The organism is Paenibacillus sp. EZ-K15 (genome assembly GCF_002573715.1).
Classification (GTDB): domain Bacteria; phylum Bacillota; class Bacilli; order Paenibacillales; family Paenibacillaceae; genus Paenibacillus_AQ.
This window is the reverse complement of sequence record NZ_PDHM01000021.1, coordinates 152,572-168,689: the sequence shown is the minus strand read 5'-3', so window position 1 is coordinate 168,689 and position 16,118 is coordinate 152,572. Positions and strand designations below refer to the sequence as shown.

Here is a 16,118-nt window from a genome sequence, read left to right as displayed (position 1 = left end):
CTATATTCGGCTAGAGGGTCTTTGTTTTCCGGTGTGTCTAAATAACAATTCGCCGTGTCAACTTTATAAAATTTTGAATAATTTGAATCATAACGTTGAAAAGGAGGGGCACTCATGGGTGAAGTTGGTTGCGAAAGAGCTTGCTTTTATTCATCCCCCACTTCCTTCCAACCTCGTTGATTTTTTTTGCGTTTACCTAATTGCTTCGCTATGGTATAGCCGATAAGATATGCAGCAGAAGAGGTGTTTCCATCGACTGTAAATGGAACTATGGACGCATCTGCAACGACCAAATCTTGAACCCCATGCACATTTCCTCTACGGTCAACGACTCCTCCTTTCGATAAAGGAGCCATACGCAGAAAGCCTTGCTGATGGTGATTGTGATCGAAATTTTCCTTAATAAATTCTTCAAGCCTGTCATCATCATCAATCACATCGAATGTTGGGGATAGGAGCTGATATGAAGAATCATTCTGTTCCAACTCTAAGGCAATATCTCTGATATACGTTCGATAAATTCTTTTTACAGCCTCCATGTCGTCTGGATTCGAGAGAAATCCTTCGTCTGCCAATACGATATTTAGCGGATCTTTGCTTTGTATGCGAATCGTCCCATTGCTCTTTGGCCGCAAGTACAAAATCGCTATTGTCAATTCTTCTTCAGATCCGATGCCAATGAGTTGAACTGCCCGTTCATCCGGATCGATACCAGATGGATCTGGCAAGAAAGCTCCTCCCGTATAAAGTGCATTTGGATCTAGGGTAGGGAGGGGACGATCTTCTGAATTGGTAGCAAATACAGCGGAATTTAGCGTATGGTTTTTTAACCTTTGCCCAACGTTTGGGTTATCGAAGATGACAGGGATTCCAGCCTTTTTCAACATTTTAGCGGATCCAATTCCAGACAACATTAACAACTGAGGGCTATTTATCCCTGCCGATATAATAACTTTTTTACGGGAATACGCACGGATGCATTTGCCATCCTTCAAATATTCAACGCCAATGGCACGTTTACCGGAGAAGAGAATACGGAGAACCGTTGTCCGAAACATTACAGTTAATTTTCGGTTATGAACTCCCCGACCTGTTGTCGTCATAATATCAGGAGACAGGAAGGCTGTGGATGAGCTTTCCCTACGACCATCAGGTTGTTGGTATAATTGCCAACGGGTGAACGGTCCCATGGGAGTATCCGGATCATTGTAGTCAAGAATAATAGGATAACCTGTTGCCCGCTCGATTGCAGTTGTCAGCTTGTGAGCCATCGGTGTCGGAGTTTCGGGTGCTTGCCTGATGTTAATTCTTCCTCGATACCCATGCGCATTGATATTTGTGGTTTCACCGTTATAATTCTCCAATGCTTTGAATCGTTGCGTGGCTTTTTCAGGTGACCATTGAGGTCCAAGCAGTCGTTCCCACTTTAGGAGCACGGCAGCTGTCGGTCGTACATACTGCTCTCCGTTGATTGAGGAACCGCCACCCGAGAGTCGCCCCGTCGTCCATTCGAATGCGCGTCCGTCAAGTTCTTCTTGGGGAATGCCTTCTCCCTGCCAGAAGTAATTCGGAAAGAAATTTTCTTCAAGCTCAAGTGCAAAGGTTGAATCTTTGATCGGTTTGTCTTTGTCATGATTTCCACCGGATTCTAATACAAGCACGGAAGTTCGCATGTCATCAGTGAGTGACTTTGCGATAACGGCTCCTGCCGGGCCTGTGCCTACCACAATGTAATCATAAGTTGATTTTCTTTTCATTAACGCACTCCTTTTAGAAATGAACTAGTTCAGAATATTAATTTGTTCTGACAAATGTGACTAATACTGTATCGGTCCGATGGTGAAGGGCTAATAGTAAATGAAATGGAGATCCAGCGTATAAAAATCCTTCTAGGAAATTAAGAAGATGACGATTCTCATGCAGGATTTTGCAGGTTTCGAGGAGGAATGAAACAGTACCATTTACGGTGAATCAGCTATGCAAATTTGACCAAGAGGATCGACATGCTGATAAGACGGCAATGCTACAAATAATGCTTGTAAAAGTCTTGGTCGCCGTTGTTTTACTTAGTCCTTTTATCAGTGCAATTATTTCTGGCTTTCAAGGTACTTGGCGAGTTGATCAATTGCCCTAAATTTCAGCATCACCAAATTGACCCGGAGGATTCGGTCTGTATGCAAGAGCATATCACTATCCTTTATACAAGGCAGCTTAGGATAACTGGGGCGAAGAACTCTCCCGATCTCGTTTTCAAGTAGAGGTCGACCTTCGAATCGGCGCGACTGGAGCAGTGGAATAAACTCACCTTTATTTAAGGCAAGAAATTTATTCATAGCTGACTTAATGTTTGTTGATATGTTTATCGGCATCAGCAACTTGGCAGACTGACGCTGTAGGGTAGGGCAGGTGCAATGAAAATTCCGCATGTAACGATGTTCTGAGCGATGATTAATGCAATAGCAGCCCCATTCCTGAAGTTTAAGATTGGCGACAGCTTGATGTAAGTTAGCTGCGGTATTGTAAGCAATAGCATTGCACATCACTATCAGGAGGTGTATGGAATGAAGCTTATCTCCGGTTTTTCAGAAGACGGATACTTATTGGGAGAGGTCAAACAATCCGATCAGGAATTTATGATCAAGGTTGATGTGTTTACAGGCTAATGGGAAGAGACCCATGACCCTTTTAAATAGAAATAATCGAATGCATCGAAGATAATGGGTTCTAATCTGGGGAGGTTCATATCAAGAGTAAGAGGGGACATATAAAACGCACGGACTGTCTCATGGGAACACTTAACTGGGATAAGATCCTGCCGTGCTGTACATGGGGTACTATGCGCCTACTTTGATTTCGTAGAGGAGGTCTTCTTTTATGAAAATAGAAAATAAATATCGGAAGGTGGGTGTTGTAGTCCTTGCTGCTCCTATCCCAGACGAAGAGCATGAATAATAGATAGACCGCGTTTCCGATGAAGCTTAGCCAGTTTCACGGTATGCCGCTGTAAAGGAAAACGTTCACTAACGTCCAAACCACTTTACAGAAGGGACATTCCGTAAAGTGGTTTTAACGTATAACACTCGAATCATCTTTCGTCTCGATTTTATCATCAGTTAGATCTAACCTCTGTCCCGATATAAGATTTGAGGCTTTCTTTCAACGTTGTTACCGGACGGCCCAATAAATTCTCCAGGTCGCCAGAAGTTGAAGCCGTATCGATTTTTCTTAAAAAGCTAAATATCCAATGCTGCACCTCGTTGGTGGGACATAGGGATATCGGTTTGCCCGTTAGCTCTGAAAGAGTGGAGACCAACTCATTGAAACTCCAAGCGGCTGGCGCAACAAGCTCATAAGTCTTATTCCAATGGCCCTCACCGGATATGCCCCCCGCTATAGCGACCGCCAGATCGTAGCGCGTAACAACGTTGAATTTCCACGATCCTGGAGGGATGCGAAGATTCCCTGTTGACATGACTGTATTCAAATCCAGTGCTTCAATAAAGTCCATGTACAAACCACTGCGAAGAAAAGTATAAGGAATTCCGGTTGTGCGAATGGCATGCTCGGTAGCCAAATGCAAATGGGTCATTGAAATGTCGCTATGTTCAGGAAAGGCGAAACCGGTGTATAAAAAATGGCCGACGTTCGCTTTTTTTGCGGCTTCAACCACATGGGCATGCTGCCGCAAACGAACGGTATCATCGGGGTGGGGGCTAGAAATGAACAACAGGCGCGAAGCGCCGGCGAATGCCTCCTTCAGGGAGGCAGGTTCGTCGTAGTCGCAGAAGCGGACCGCAATTCCCTGCTCCTCCAATGCTGCTGCAGAGTCCATCTGACGAACGCAAGCAACGATTTGATTAGGCTGAACATGGTGTAGAAGCTCTTTGATAATGAGCCGGCCGAGCCGGCCGCTCGCTCCAGTAATAATGGTAGACATCGAATGTCATCCTTTCCTTATTTAGTTAAGTGCTTAACTAGATTGGCGTAAGAACACCGTTACGCTTCCTTTAATTTTTGCAGAAGGCCCAGAAGCTGCTTTAATTCAGGTTCACTCAGCACATTCATTTTTTCGGATATCCGCTGCCTGTTTGCGGGCAGGTTGTGGATCAATAGACGCTGACCTTCGCTTGTAATGGTGATGACCGACTTTCGACCGTCCCGGGGATGGTGATCCCGGCGGATCAAGCCTTCATGTTCCAAGGGGGTAAGCAGCAGACTGATATTGGGTTTGGTTACACCGATTTTTTGTGCCAGCTTGGAAGGAAGCATCGTACCTCCCTCTTTCATAAGCTCAACTAGAATCCGTATTCTGGCTCCGTTAAGCCCTTGCGCTTTCCAGTAGCTTTCGGACACGTCGACCAGTTTTGCCGTTGTTTCCACCAGCGTGAAGAAAGCAAGGGTAGGCAGCGGCAAATCCAGCACGTATTGTTGCAGGTCATTCAAAGTGATCACGCCTTCCATATAGTTAAGTACTTAACTATATTCAATGTAATTCTAACTGGGGCAATTGTCAATCGACGAAATTCCCTAATCCGTTCGTTCCAGTATGTAACAAACACTTACGATGATCGCAAGTGCTTGTTGGCGTGCTTTAACGATTGGAAACAGCCTGTTTCCTGTACGCTCCGGGAGTCATGCCCGTCAATTTTTTGAAATTGCGATGAAAGTGCGTTTAGCGTGGCGTATCCGCAGATTTTAGCGATTTGCCCGACAGACTCCTCGATGGAGCCAGGAAGATTTTAATGAGTATATTGCAAGTGCTTGATAACGGTCGTCACGTGCTTACTTATCGATCCGTCGACAAAGCCGGCAATGAGGAAATCCCGCGAACGATCCGGTTGCATGTGGATCAAGAGGGACCCGTAATCGACTGGAAATCGGACATTCCCGAAGAAATCAGCAGTGCGGATGATTTGGAGCTAGCCTTTGAAGTTCAGGACGAATGGTCAGGCGCAGATTCCGATCGTATTGCGATAACTCTGGATGGTGAGCAAGTAAATCCTGATTCAGTCCTTCCATTATTCGGTCTACCTCTTGGCGAGCATACGCTGACGATACGGGCAGCCGACTTGGCTGGTAACGAATCCGTTCAAGAGGTGAATTTCAAAATCGTCACTAGTTTCAACAGTCTGGAAGAGCTTGTATATCGATTTGCTGAACAGGGATGGATTGACAATCATGGTATTGCGAACAGCCTTGCTACGAAGGCCGTAAAAGGGAATATCACAGCATTTATAAATCAAGTCCGCGCCCAAACGGGTAAGCATATTTCAACTGAAGCAGCAGCCTATTTGATTCGGGATGCATCGGCACTCCAGTAATAAATGAAGTTGAGTATGCCATAAGATGGCCCTGTCGGAGACAAGAACATACACCCATACAAAGTCGCGTAACCCGCGGCTTTTTTATTTTTAATCGAAGTGGACAAGAATGACTGCCCAGATGGATGAATTGACACAAGAGAGAATAGTGTATATATTATATATACACACTATGCACTTAATTAACAGCAGTGAGGTGAGCGGCATAAAAATCATATTATCCAACGCATCGAGCGATCCGATTTACATACAGATTATGAACCAGATTAGACAGAGTATTCTGAGTGGAGAAATGCGCGCAGGTGACAGTCTCCCTTCTATAAGGCAGCTTGCTAAGGATTTGCAGGTTAGTGTTATTACGACTAAGCGTGCCTATGAAGAATTGGAGAACGAAAAACTAATCGACTCGGTCGTAGGTAAGGGTTGTTTCGTATCAGGGGCAAATAAAGATTTCATCAGGGAGCAGCTGATGAAGAGATTAGAAGAGAAAATGATGAATATCATTCGAGAAAGCAAGGAATTAAACATGAGCCAACAAGATGTAATCGATCATCTGACTTTACTGTTCGAGGAGGAACAAACGCCATGAATGCAATCGAATTACGAAATTTAACAAAAACATACCCTCTTTTCAAAGTCGATCATGTATCTCTGGATGTGAAACAAGGCTACATTACTGGACTCATTGGTCCGAATGGTGTTGGTAAAAGCACCTTAATCAAGATGATGCTCGGCATGATCCGTCCCGATTCCGGCAGTGTAAAAATACTCGGCCTGGATATGCCTAAACATGAAGTCGACATTAAACAGCGCATCGGCATCGTCTCGGATGATTGCTTCTATTATGAGCATCTTACGATTCGTGATACGAAGAGAATGATCGCACCTTTTTACAGCCATTGGAATGAAAAGAAATTTAACCGCTACCTCGAACAATTCGAATTGTCTCCTAAGAAGAAGGTTGAAGATTTATCTAAGGGAATGAAGATTAAACTCTCCCTTGCCATTGCCTTATCCCATGAGGCAGAACTCCTGGTCATGGATGAGCCGACTTCTGGACTCGATCCTGTGTTCAGAAGGGAAATGCTCGATCTGCTTGCGGATATGATGCAGGACGAAAAAAATACGATTATCTTCTCGACACATATTACGACGGATTTGGACCGCATTGCTGACTACATTACTTTCGTCAATGACGGAAAACTCGTATTCAATGAAGCGAAAGATGATGTGCTTGAGAGATACGCGATCGTGAAGGGCGACTTACAACTGATTGATTCGGATATTCGAAAGGAATTTATCGGGATTCGTGAGACGGCGCTTGGTTTTGAGGGTTTAGTAGATAATAGACGCAAGGCCGAGCAGCTGTTCGGCAATAATGCTATTTTAGAAAAACCATCCTTAGAAGACATCATGTATTTCACTGCCAAGGGAGGACGAGTTCATGCTTAATTTGCTTCGTAAAGACTTCATCGCTTTAAAAAGCTCACTTTGGACGATTCTTCTTTATCTCGCTGTATTCAGTTTCGCTTTTATACCCAAAAGTGAAATGTCTATTTATTTTGTAGGAATCTATACGGCTTTCGGCTCCATTATTCTAGCTACGATGATCGATATCAAAAACCATAACCATAAATTTCTGGTCACGCTGCCGATTAGTCGCAAACATATTGTGCAAGCCAAATACATAACAGCCATCATGTATACTTTGTTTGGAGTCATTGCTTCTTACGGGATTCACCGGCTCATTAATCTTTCATTCCCACAGCTTGAAAAGCCAGACTATACGGTATTGTCCATATTGGTTTCAGTAGGAATGCTGCTTGTTCTAATTTCTATCTATATGCCTCTTTTTTACGCACTTAGTAAAAAAGGAGCCGGAATTATCAATGCAGTATTCATGGTCTCCTTAATTATCCTGGCACAACCTGCAGCGGTGCTAATGAATATGGTGAGCGAGAAAGGCGTCCTTAGCGATCAAACATTGCTTCTTATTCTAATTGGTATCGTAGTCGTATTCATCGCTTCCTATTTCTTAACGATAAGCCTATTTACTAGAAAAGACTTGTAAGAGTCTCATACAACTTATTCACTGCCATTCTTGCCATTACATTACTCCCAGTAGCGTTAATAGGTGCAGTAAAAGACCTGGTTTCTAGAAAATGAATTCAAAAGAGGAATAGCCTTTCTTTTGCCGAAAGAATGACTACGAGCTTCATATGAATTGTAAATGGAGGTGACTGAATGGATTTGAACGATGACCCAAAAGAATCAGCTTCTGCTGCCGAAGAAGATCAAAGTGAAGAAAAGGAACGACGCTCCATGTCGACCAGCAGCGGGCTTCTGGAATCGGCCATCGACAAATTTGCCAGAGAAGGCGGCTTTGACGACTCACCGTTAAAGGGAAAGCCGATTAAGATCGAAGACGGGGATGTTCTAACCGGGATCATGAAGAACGCGAATTACCAGCCAGCTTGGGTGGAGCTGAGAAAAGAAATCGCGGCCGACATCAAGCGGCTCTTGGAGCGCCCGGAGTCGACTGCGATTCCGGAGACAGAGTTCGAGGCCATTAATCAAAAGATTATAAAATACAATCGAATGGTTCCGAATCCACAGCTGCAAAAAGGACTCCTGTCCGAAGTCAATTTGCATGCAGCCTACGATAAATGGGAATAGCTGATCACCTCGAATGTGCTTCTTCCTCGTTACCGTTCAGGGGACTAAGATAACAAACGGCGAAAAAGACCTTGAAGCTATCCGCTTCAGGGTCTCTTTTGAATAGGGTCCATGTCTCGATGTGAGGGCCTAGGTGGATCTGACCGTGGGAAGCAAAAGCTGTCAATACTCACTTCATTTCACCCCGCCAAGCATCCAGCTGCTTCTGCACTTCCTGCCGTACGTCGTCCATGCCTGCTTGCTTCAGCTCCTCGTTAAACTTGGGGAGGATCGTATCCACATCGACGGAGCCTGTCATGAGGCTCGGATAATATTTATGCCAGACCATCTCGATGTTATCGGTTTGGACGGTCAGCTTGGATAGATCGGGTGTAAAGCCGAGCACGTTGGACTTGACGACGCCAGCGTTATATTTGCGGAATTGATCCCATTTGTCGAGGGGGTCCGGGTTATCGCCGCCCATGGTTTTCAGGATAAACCAATTCCCCTGCGTGTACTGTACTCCTGAATAGCGGCTTGCAGGCGCATCCGGAATCGGGTTGCCATCGCTGTCCTTGTCCGTGGTTAGAACGACTTGCTCTTGTTCATCCAGTGTATAGTGCACGCCTTCAATCCCATAGTTAAATAAGTTTCGGATTTCCGGGTCCGTATTGAGCAAATTCAGAAATTTAATGCATTCCACCGGATGCTTGGTATTGGCATTCACGGTCATGATGCCGCCCCGGACGGATTCCGTTGTGACGGTGCTTGGGGTTACGGGATTCGCTACAATCTTGTAGCCGCGATCCTTGCTCCAAGTTGTCTCCGAGAGCGGACCTCCGCCTGAGGACTTCCAGAACACCTTGGCCCCGCGTTTAAGTCCTCCAGGCTCTCGCAGCGCGGCATCCTCATTAATGAAACCTTCCTTGTAATAACGCCGCAACGTATCCAGTACCTGCCGCGCTTCCTTGGTTTCGAAGATATTCACCACCTGAGCACTCGGGTCCAGTGATTTGATCATCAAGGGCAATTTATGGTTCATAATATATTCGTATCCATGGAGAGCGAAGAAATTGTGGGAGTCCCGATCCAATTCCATAGGGATGTATGTCGGCTCTTCCCGATGAATCATCCGAAGCAGCGGTTCAAGCGACTCCAGCGTATTGTACTTGGTAATATCGATATTGTACTTACTCACGATGGAAGCGGGGTACATCCACTGATCAAGCACGGCTAACTCTTTATTGGTCGGCACACCGTAAATGCTGCCATCGTTCAAACGAACCCCTTGCCAAAAGGTGGGGTCGATCGTGTCGTACATATCCTTACCCAGGCCGGCAAGATAGTCATCCAGCTTCAGCCAGGCGCCCCGCATAGCGGTGGTTGCATAATCGGGTGCAAAAGCAATGTCAAATGGACTTCCGGCGGATATCAGCGTGTTCAGCCGATCTTCATATTCCTGCCAGCTTACCTTGACATAGGTGATCGTCACACCGATTTTACGAGCCATGATTTCATTGATTTTATCATTGACGAGCTTCAGATCCTTGTCAGGCTCTCCGATCGTATAATAGATTAGATTTACCGTGTCCCCATCATAGGTTTCGTCGTTGTATCCGGGCTGCCGGAAGCAGCCGGTTGTAGATAATGTGAGCAGCAATATGAGACTGATGATCATGAAGAGGCGTTTGGGCCTTCTTGGGTGTTTTAACATCGGTATCCTCCTTTTTCGCCGCGTTTGTTGTTAACCTTTTCCCCGCAGTTCAGAAGGAGATTTTCCGAAAAAGCTGTGAAAGTGCGTATAGAAATAGTTGAGATTGTTGTAGCCGACGGAAAATGCGATGTAGGAAATCTTCTCATCTGTCGATTGAATTCGTTCTTGTGCAAGAAGCATTCGGTAAGCCATGAGGTATTCGGAAAACTTCATGGCGGTTTCTTTAAGAAATAGTTGTCCAAGATAAGTGCTGTTCATCTGAAAACGCTCCGCTACGGATTTCAAGGTTATATTCTGAGTATACTCTGTCCTGATCATCAGCAGGATACGGTTGACCAGCTTGGATAAGCTGTCATAGCTTACACCTAATACCGGGTCCTTGTTCAGGCTTTCGCTATTCCTGTTACCTATCGAACCGCCCAGATCCTCAACGATGATCTTCTCAATCACTTGCTGCAGCTTGGTGCGTTCTATAGGCTTGAGCAGATAGTCTTTGACGCCACAGCGAATGGCTTCCTGGGCATATGTAAATTCACTATAGCCGCTCATAATGATATATTTCGTAGAAATTTGAAATTCGTTCAGCCTGCGGATCGCTTCATATCCAAGCTCCTTGCCAATGCAAACATCGAATATGGCGACATCCGGCAGCAGGTCGACCGTTTTGGACATGGCCTCCTCCGTGGATTCGCAGGTTTCGATCCGACCAAATCCGTATTGTTTCCAATCCAGGATTCGCTTCATTCCCTCCAGAATCTGAGGTTCGTCATCCACAATCATCAGTTTGTACATGTTCAATCACCTCTTTTGAAATCCGCACGGAAATGTTGACTCCAGCTTCCTCATTATTCGCAATCTCGATCGAAAAGCCGTTCCCGTAGAAAAAGTGAAGGCGCGTATATACGTTGCGCAGCCCGATACTATTGGAAGAAGGTTCATCATGATTAGACAGTGTGCTTCGAACGGTATGTAAACGCTCCGGAGGAATACCGCGTCCGTTGTCCACGAATTCCAGTACATAACAGTCTTCGGCTTCAAAGCCATTAACGACATACAAATTAAACTCATGATTCGCGTTAAAGCCATGGATGAAAAAATTCTCAGCCAAAGGCTGCATCCAGAATTTCACGGTAGGGATGAGGAGCAGCGCCGGCTCTACATTGACTTGATAATAAAAGCGCTCGGGATACTTAAACTCCATAATCTCCAAGTACTTCTGCAGCAATTCCAGCTCGCTGGCAATCGAGATGATATTTTCTTTTTTGACGATTTCACGATAGAGCGTCCCCAGCGTTGCAATGGCGTCAGCGGTGTCCCGGTCCTGATTGACAAGAGCCGTGGAGCGGATAACCTCTAACGTATTGTATAAAAAATGAGGGTTAATTTGGTGTTGAAGCGCTTTCATTTCGGTTTCCTGCTGTTTGATCTTTAACAGATATTCATTCCGGATATGCTTATCCAGCTGCTGAATCATATCGTCCAATTCCCGGGCGATCATGCCGTATTCATTCCGACGGTAGCGGGCAGGGCGGTTAGGTGTAAAATTGGCCATCTTCACACGTCCAATCGATTGAATGATGCGGCGCAGGAAGAGGGCATCATCCCGCATATTGTAGGCAATGAGTAGAAGCACACTAATCATGGCCGTCAATACGATCAGAAAGATGGTGATCAGCATCCCGGCATGCTGACGGATGAGCATGGATAAATCGATGATGCTGACGAATTTGAAATTAAACTTGGTGGATGGAAAGGAGACAAAAAAGATATGCTTCAGAACACCTTTAGAAATAATGCCGTGACTGCGTCCATTCGCCGCTGCTAGTCGGGATAGTTCTTCCAGGTCCTGGTCCTGTCCGTTACCGATCAGATATATTTCACCGGAAGGACTAACTGCAGCCGCATTACCCAATCGGAAGCTTTGAACGGATTTAAAGATTTGCTCACTGCTGACCAAGAAGCGCAGCTCACCGAATTCCTGGGGACCTGACGTGGGATCCGACAGTTTCTTGCGATATACGAATCCCTTCATCAGGGTGTCGCGAAAAGTTTCATCCGTATTCGGAAGCCCGAAGGTAAAGCTTGCAATTCCGTTATCATTAAAACGGACGACATTGCCGTACTTGTCGGTATGCGTGCTTATCTGCGTGATTTCACCCTGCGCCCAGCTGTACAGATAGGTCTTCACATCCTCCGGAAAAGAAACCAGCGGCTGTGAGAATTGGCTGTTCTGCAGCCTGCTGGTTAAGTATCCCTCAGCACTGCTGCTTAAAAAGCTGCGCGCATCATCCATCAGACCTGTATTGGAGTAAATACGCTGCATGTAAGCCTCAATGCGGTCGGCATCATACTGCAGCTCATTCTCTATACGCGAGAAGGCATTAGCCGCCTCGATCCGGGAGTTGCCAACCCATTGATTCAGCAGCATGGCACAGGTCAGCGTACCAAGCGTGATCCCGATGGCCACGACGAAGATGACATAGGCAATAAACTTGTGACGATAAATTTTGATTTGCAAAAAAGAGCCCATATGACACCTCGATTGCAGCAGGTCGTTGAAACAAGTTGCTATATCTCAATTTAACACGATTAACGCCTAGCTTCATAGATCGTAAGGAAAAAGCACCCCTTAAGAGAGCCTCATTAAGGGATGCGTTGAATGTAATCTTACTTGAAGTAATTGTTGATTTGCTCTTGGGCAGCTTGCATAATCGTATCCATGCCGGCTGACTTTAATTCAGCCGTAATCTTCGGCACCATTTTCTCCGGATCGGATGCGCCCGTGATCAGCTCATATTTGTATTTATCCCATACCGCTTGGCAATTCGCTACTTCGGTCTGAAGATCGGTGATGTCCAGCGCAAAGCCTAAGATCGTAGAAGAGGTCGCTGCATCGTTCAGCTTTTTAACCTGTTCCCATTGATCTTCAGGAGCGCCTTTGGTCACCGCCAAATTAAAGAATGTGCCTTGTGTGTAGGCAGCCAGCGGCCAAGTATCGGATGTACGCTCAATCACCTTTTCGCCATCAACATTGTTGTAGTCTACGCCTATCTCGCCGAATGCCAGCATATTGCGAAGTTTAGGATCCGTGTTCACTAATTCAAGATATTTCAAAGCTTCCTTCTGATATTTCGAATTTGCCGAAATCGCATTGAGCGAGCCTTGGATCGTACTGGTGGTATAAATAGGCCCATAATGCTGAACCATATTATACTTTTCAACGGCGTCATTGATTTGCCAGCTGACCTCGGCTCCCGGGAATGCCTGGGCTGCAAAGAACGGTCTGCCTTTGTCGTTCTCCGTTTTCGTCGGAGCATCCGGGTTGATGATGCCATCCTGATACCATTGGTGCAGGAGCTTCAGATTAGCCATGACATCAGGCTGCTCGAGAACAGAGACGACCGTGCGTGCTGCATCGTCCGCTTTTACGCCGATAGGAGGGAAGCCTAGCGTTAAATCGTCATATTCGTTAAAGAAACCGTTCAAGCCTTCACCTTGCGTCATTGGCAGCGGATAGAAGCTTTTGCCTTCGCCAGCCTTCATGTCATGGAGAGGTTTATCCAGATCCTGCAGCGTTTTGATATTATTCATGTCGATGCTGTACTTTTGCACATACTTATCATCGAATACCCAGTATTGCGTTAGCGCTGAATCCTTGTACGTCGGAACGGAATAATATTTGCCGCCGATTTTTGTGCCCTCCCATACCTTTTCGGGAATCAGTTTGTACAAGTCGGGCGTTTCGCTCTGAACCAGATCCGTAATATCGGCAAATGCGCCCATCGCTACTTGCTTGCTGTATTTACCGCTGTTCGTGAACATGATGTCGAAGGGCTCGCCGGTATTCACGATGGTGTTCATTTTGGTATCCCATTCTCCCCAGCTGGCTACCTTGATGTCGACCTTCACGCCAATCTTCTCGGCCGTGTAGGCATTCATGGCATCAACCGCTTTGCTGAAATTGTTCGGCACTTGGCCGCCGATGGTCCACCAGGTCAACGTCGGAATATCCTTGCTTGTTTCGGTGTTGTCCTTCGGCGTGTCGGTTGTCGCCTTGGATCCATCCGTTGTAGCTGGAGACTTCGAGCCGCCGCAGGCTGCTAAAGCGGTCAACATGAGTGCCAGTACGCACAGTGTAGAGATGAACTTAAGAGCTCTCTTCATTCCAAATTCCCCCTCATTGAAGTTAAATCGCTTAAGAGTTGTACAGTGTGATCTATCATAAACCAAGTTTTTTCTTGGCTTATTTCGTCATTAGCCTTTCACGGCGCCGACCGTCAATCCGGAAATAAAATACTTCTGGAAGAAAGGGTAGGCAAATGCTACAGGCAGCACGATGAGAATGGCGACAGCCATACGGGCTGATTCCTTCGGCATCGTGGCAACGAGCATGGCGTAGCTCACGCCCATACTTGCTGCATTCTTCGCGAGTGCGTCTACATTACTCATTAAGCTGTTGAGCAGCGCTTGCAGGGAATACAGGTTCTGGTTGTCGATATAGAGCATCGATTGGAACCAGTCATTCCAGTAAGCAAAGCAGAGAAACAGGCCGATGGTTGCGATGACCGGCAGCGAGATCGGCAGGATGATGGAGAAGAAGATTCGCAGCTGGCTGGCACCATCGATTTCAGCAGATTCGATCAGCCCATCGGGAATCGTGCTCTTGAAGAAGGTTTTACATATAATTACGTTGAACGATGAAACGGCTAGCGGCAGTATTAGTGCCCAGATGCTATCCTTGAGTCCTAATAAATTGGTATTAATGAAGTAGCTGGACACCAAGCCGCCATTGAATACCATGGGGATGAATACCACCCAGGTCAGAAAGCCCCTCAGCTTGTAGTTTGGGCGAGAGAGCACATAACCCATGGAGGCGGTAAGCAATACGCCGAGCACGGTACCGACCACGGTAACGAGGGCGGATACGCCGAGCGCTCGCAGAATCATCGTTCCCTGCTTGACGATATAGACGTAAGCCTCAGCCGACAGAGCAACCGGCAGCAGATGATATCCGGTCTCACGGATGGACTCCTCACTGGAGAAGGAAATGGACAGAACAACAACTACAGGTATGACGCAGAGCAGAGCCAAGATGATAAATATCAGGTTGAAGAACAGGTTGACGGCTTTGTTTGTACGGTTAAACTTCTCAAGGCCTGTCTCGTAAGTGGTTTTCGGTGTCATCGTCTTGCCTCCTTACATCATCGCGCTATCCGGATCGATTCTGCGAACAATCCAGTTAGCGATCAGAATCGTTGCGCATCCCAGAACAGACTGTACGAATGCGGCTGCGGATGCCATCCCTACGGTGGCGGTTTTCAGTTGCTTATACACCATGACATCGATGGTGGTTGCCACGTTGAACAGCGAATTGGAATCTCGCGTGACCTGATAGAACAAGCCGAAATCAGTGTAAAATATCCGCCCGACGGCCAGTATGAACATCATGACGATCACCAGCTTGAGCATGGGCAGTGTAATAAATCTCGTCTGCTGCCAAATCGAAGCGCCATCAATAACAGCTGCTTCATAATAGGTGCTGTCAATGCTCGTGATGGTTGCCAAATAAATGACCATGCCATAGCCCAGGCCCTTCCAGACATTCAAGAGAATCAAGAACAATGGCCAATATTTCGGCTCCATATACCAGTTAATCGGATCGCTGCCCATACTGACGAGCATTTGATTGACAATCCCTTTATCGAAGCTTAAGAATGCCCAGCCTACCGCAGATACGACTACCCAGGATAGGAAATAGGGGAGGAACATCATCGTCTGATAGACTTTGCTCGCTTTGCGGCTGTGGAGGAGTCCGATCATAATCGCGAATAGAACGGGCAGAACAATCCCCAGTACGATAAACACAATGTTGTATCCAATGGTGTTGCGAATAATGATCCAAGCGTCATTTGATTTGAATAAAAATTCGAAGTTTTTGAGGCCGACCCATGGACTGTTAAACACATTGCTCAAGAAGCCGCCGCTAATCTTGAAATTTTTGAAGGCGATAATGATCCCGAACATCGGTAAGAAACTAAACAGGATGTACCAAATCGTGGTCGGCAACGCCAAGAGGGTAAGTTCCGTATCCTGCTTGTGCCAGCGTATTCGTAAACGCTTTCGTTTATCTTTTGATTCGGTTGTAGAGCTCATGTCTGTCACTCCTTACGGTGATATCTCGCTTGTCGTGCACCTAGTAGTTTCATTGTATAAGAGGAAGATTCGCTGCTTCCAGATAACAAACTTGATACTATAGTCAACAAACGTTAGATTCGAATGATTTTATGGGGTATAGGCAAAAGAAAATGAGGCTGTCCCAAAAGATCTTAGATCTTGCGACAGGCTCCCCTCTTGCTGTTAGAAGAAGAGCTGCTACCATGAGCCCAGAAGCAGTAATAAGCTTTAGCCTAGGAAGATTTCCCCACGGA

The 16,118-nt window shown here is 46.1% G+C and carries 15 protein-coding genes and 1 pseudogene; 6 read left to right on the top strand and 10 right to left on the bottom strand.

Features of this window, described 5'->3' with window-relative positions; all coding sequences use genetic code 11:
* Window positions 1-146 precede the first annotated feature (146 nt).
* From CRG97_RS24815 to CRG97_RS34305, 4 genes are all read right to left on the bottom strand, one after another.
* Window positions 147-1,757, bottom strand: coding sequence for a GMC family oxidoreductase (locus CRG97_RS24815; protein ID WP_098748372.1), 1,611 nt, complete (start codon window positions 1,755-1,757; stop codon window positions 147-149).
* Between the two features lie 1,352 nt (window positions 1,758-3,109).
* Window positions 3,110-3,937: an NmrA family NAD(P)-binding protein gene (locus tag CRG97_RS24805; RefSeq protein ID WP_098748371.1), complete on the bottom strand. Its 828-nt coding sequence runs from the start codon at window positions 3,935-3,937 to the stop codon at window positions 3,110-3,112.
* A 59-nt stretch (window positions 3,938-3,996) separates the two neighbouring features.
* Window positions 3,997-4,461, bottom strand: coding sequence for a MarR family winged helix-turn-helix transcriptional regulator (locus CRG97_RS24800; protein ID WP_098748370.1), 465 nt, complete (start codon window positions 4,459-4,461; stop codon window positions 3,997-3,999).
* A gap of 130 nt (window positions 4,462-4,591) precedes the next feature.
* Window positions 4,592-4,645, bottom strand: coding sequence for a hypothetical protein (locus CRG97_RS34305; protein ID WP_481856222.1), 54 nt, complete (start codon window positions 4,643-4,645; stop codon window positions 4,592-4,594).
* A gap of 97 nt (window positions 4,646-4,742) precedes the next feature.
* On the opposite strand from CRG97_RS34305, the gene CRG97_RS24790 reads away from it, so the two are divergent.
* The 6 genes and pseudogenes from CRG97_RS24790 to CRG97_RS24770 all read left to right on the top strand — a co-directional run bounded on the left by CRG97_RS24790 (window position 4,743) and on the right by CRG97_RS24770 (window position 7,997).
* Window positions 4,743-5,321: a hypothetical protein gene (locus CRG97_RS24790; protein WP_098748369.1), complete on the top strand. Its 579-nt coding sequence runs from the start codon at window positions 4,743-4,745 to the stop codon at window positions 5,319-5,321.
* Between the two features lie 205 nt (window positions 5,322-5,526).
* Window positions 5,527-5,910 carry a GntR family transcriptional regulator gene (locus CRG97_RS24785; protein ID WP_098748668.1) on the top strand — a complete coding sequence of 128 codons (384 nt, stop codon included), beginning with the start codon at window positions 5,527-5,529 and terminating at the stop codon, window positions 5,908-5,910.
* Entirely contained in the window at window positions 5,907-6,773 is an 867-nt protein-coding gene (locus CRG97_RS24780) for an ABC transporter ATP-binding protein (RefSeq protein ID WP_098748368.1), read from the top strand. Before CRG97_RS24785 ends, CRG97_RS24780 begins: the two co-directional genes overlap by 4 nt.
* Entirely contained in the window at window positions 6,766-7,392 is a 627-nt protein-coding gene (locus CRG97_RS24775) for an ABC-2 transporter permease (RefSeq protein WP_098748367.1), read from the top strand. Before CRG97_RS24780 ends, CRG97_RS24775 begins: the two co-directional genes overlap by 8 nt.
* Before the next feature lie 17 nt (window positions 7,393-7,409).
* Window positions 7,410-7,487: pseudogene (locus CRG97_RS34050) on the top strand (YfzA family protein); the annotation flags it as partial.
* 78 nt (window positions 7,488-7,565) lie between these two features.
* Complete coding sequence (locus CRG97_RS24770; protein ID WP_098748366.1) at window positions 7,566-7,997, top strand: DnaJ family domain-containing protein; 432 nt, start codon at window positions 7,566-7,568, stop codon at window positions 7,995-7,997.
* A gap of 169 nt (window positions 7,998-8,166) precedes the next feature.
* On the opposite strand, the gene CRG97_RS24765 is transcribed toward CRG97_RS24770, so the two are convergent.
* The 6 genes from CRG97_RS24765 to CRG97_RS24740 all read right to left on the bottom strand — a co-directional run bounded on the left by CRG97_RS24765 (window position 8,167) and on the right by CRG97_RS24740 (window position 15,843).
* Entirely contained in the window at window positions 8,167-9,690 is a 1,524-nt protein-coding gene (locus CRG97_RS24765) for an ABC transporter substrate-binding protein (RefSeq protein WP_098748365.1), read from the bottom strand.
* Between the two features lie 30 nt (window positions 9,691-9,720).
* Complete coding sequence (locus tag CRG97_RS24760; RefSeq protein ID WP_098748364.1) at window positions 9,721-10,482, bottom strand: response regulator transcription factor; 762 nt, start codon at window positions 10,480-10,482, stop codon at window positions 9,721-9,723.
* Window positions 10,457-12,220 carry a sensor histidine kinase gene (locus CRG97_RS24755; protein ID WP_098748363.1) on the bottom strand — a complete coding sequence of 588 codons (1,764 nt, stop codon included), beginning with the start codon at window positions 12,218-12,220 and terminating at the stop codon, window positions 10,457-10,459. The genes CRG97_RS24760 and CRG97_RS24755 overlap by 26 nt, the downstream gene beginning before the upstream one ends.
* 137 nt (window positions 12,221-12,357) lie before the next feature.
* Window positions 12,358-13,854, bottom strand: coding sequence for an ABC transporter substrate-binding protein (locus CRG97_RS24750; RefSeq protein WP_098748362.1), 1,497 nt, complete (start codon window positions 13,852-13,854; stop codon window positions 12,358-12,360).
* 90 nt (window positions 13,855-13,944) lie between these two features.
* Window positions 13,945-14,874 carry a carbohydrate ABC transporter permease gene (locus CRG97_RS24745; protein WP_098748361.1) on the bottom strand — a complete coding sequence of 310 codons (930 nt, stop codon included), beginning with the start codon at window positions 14,872-14,874 and terminating at the stop codon, window positions 13,945-13,947.
* 12 nt (window positions 14,875-14,886) lie between these two features.
* Entirely contained in the window at window positions 14,887-15,843 is a 957-nt protein-coding gene (locus tag CRG97_RS24740) for an ABC transporter permease (RefSeq protein ID WP_098748360.1), read from the bottom strand.
* Between the last annotated feature and the right edge of the window lie 275 nt (window positions 15,844-16,118).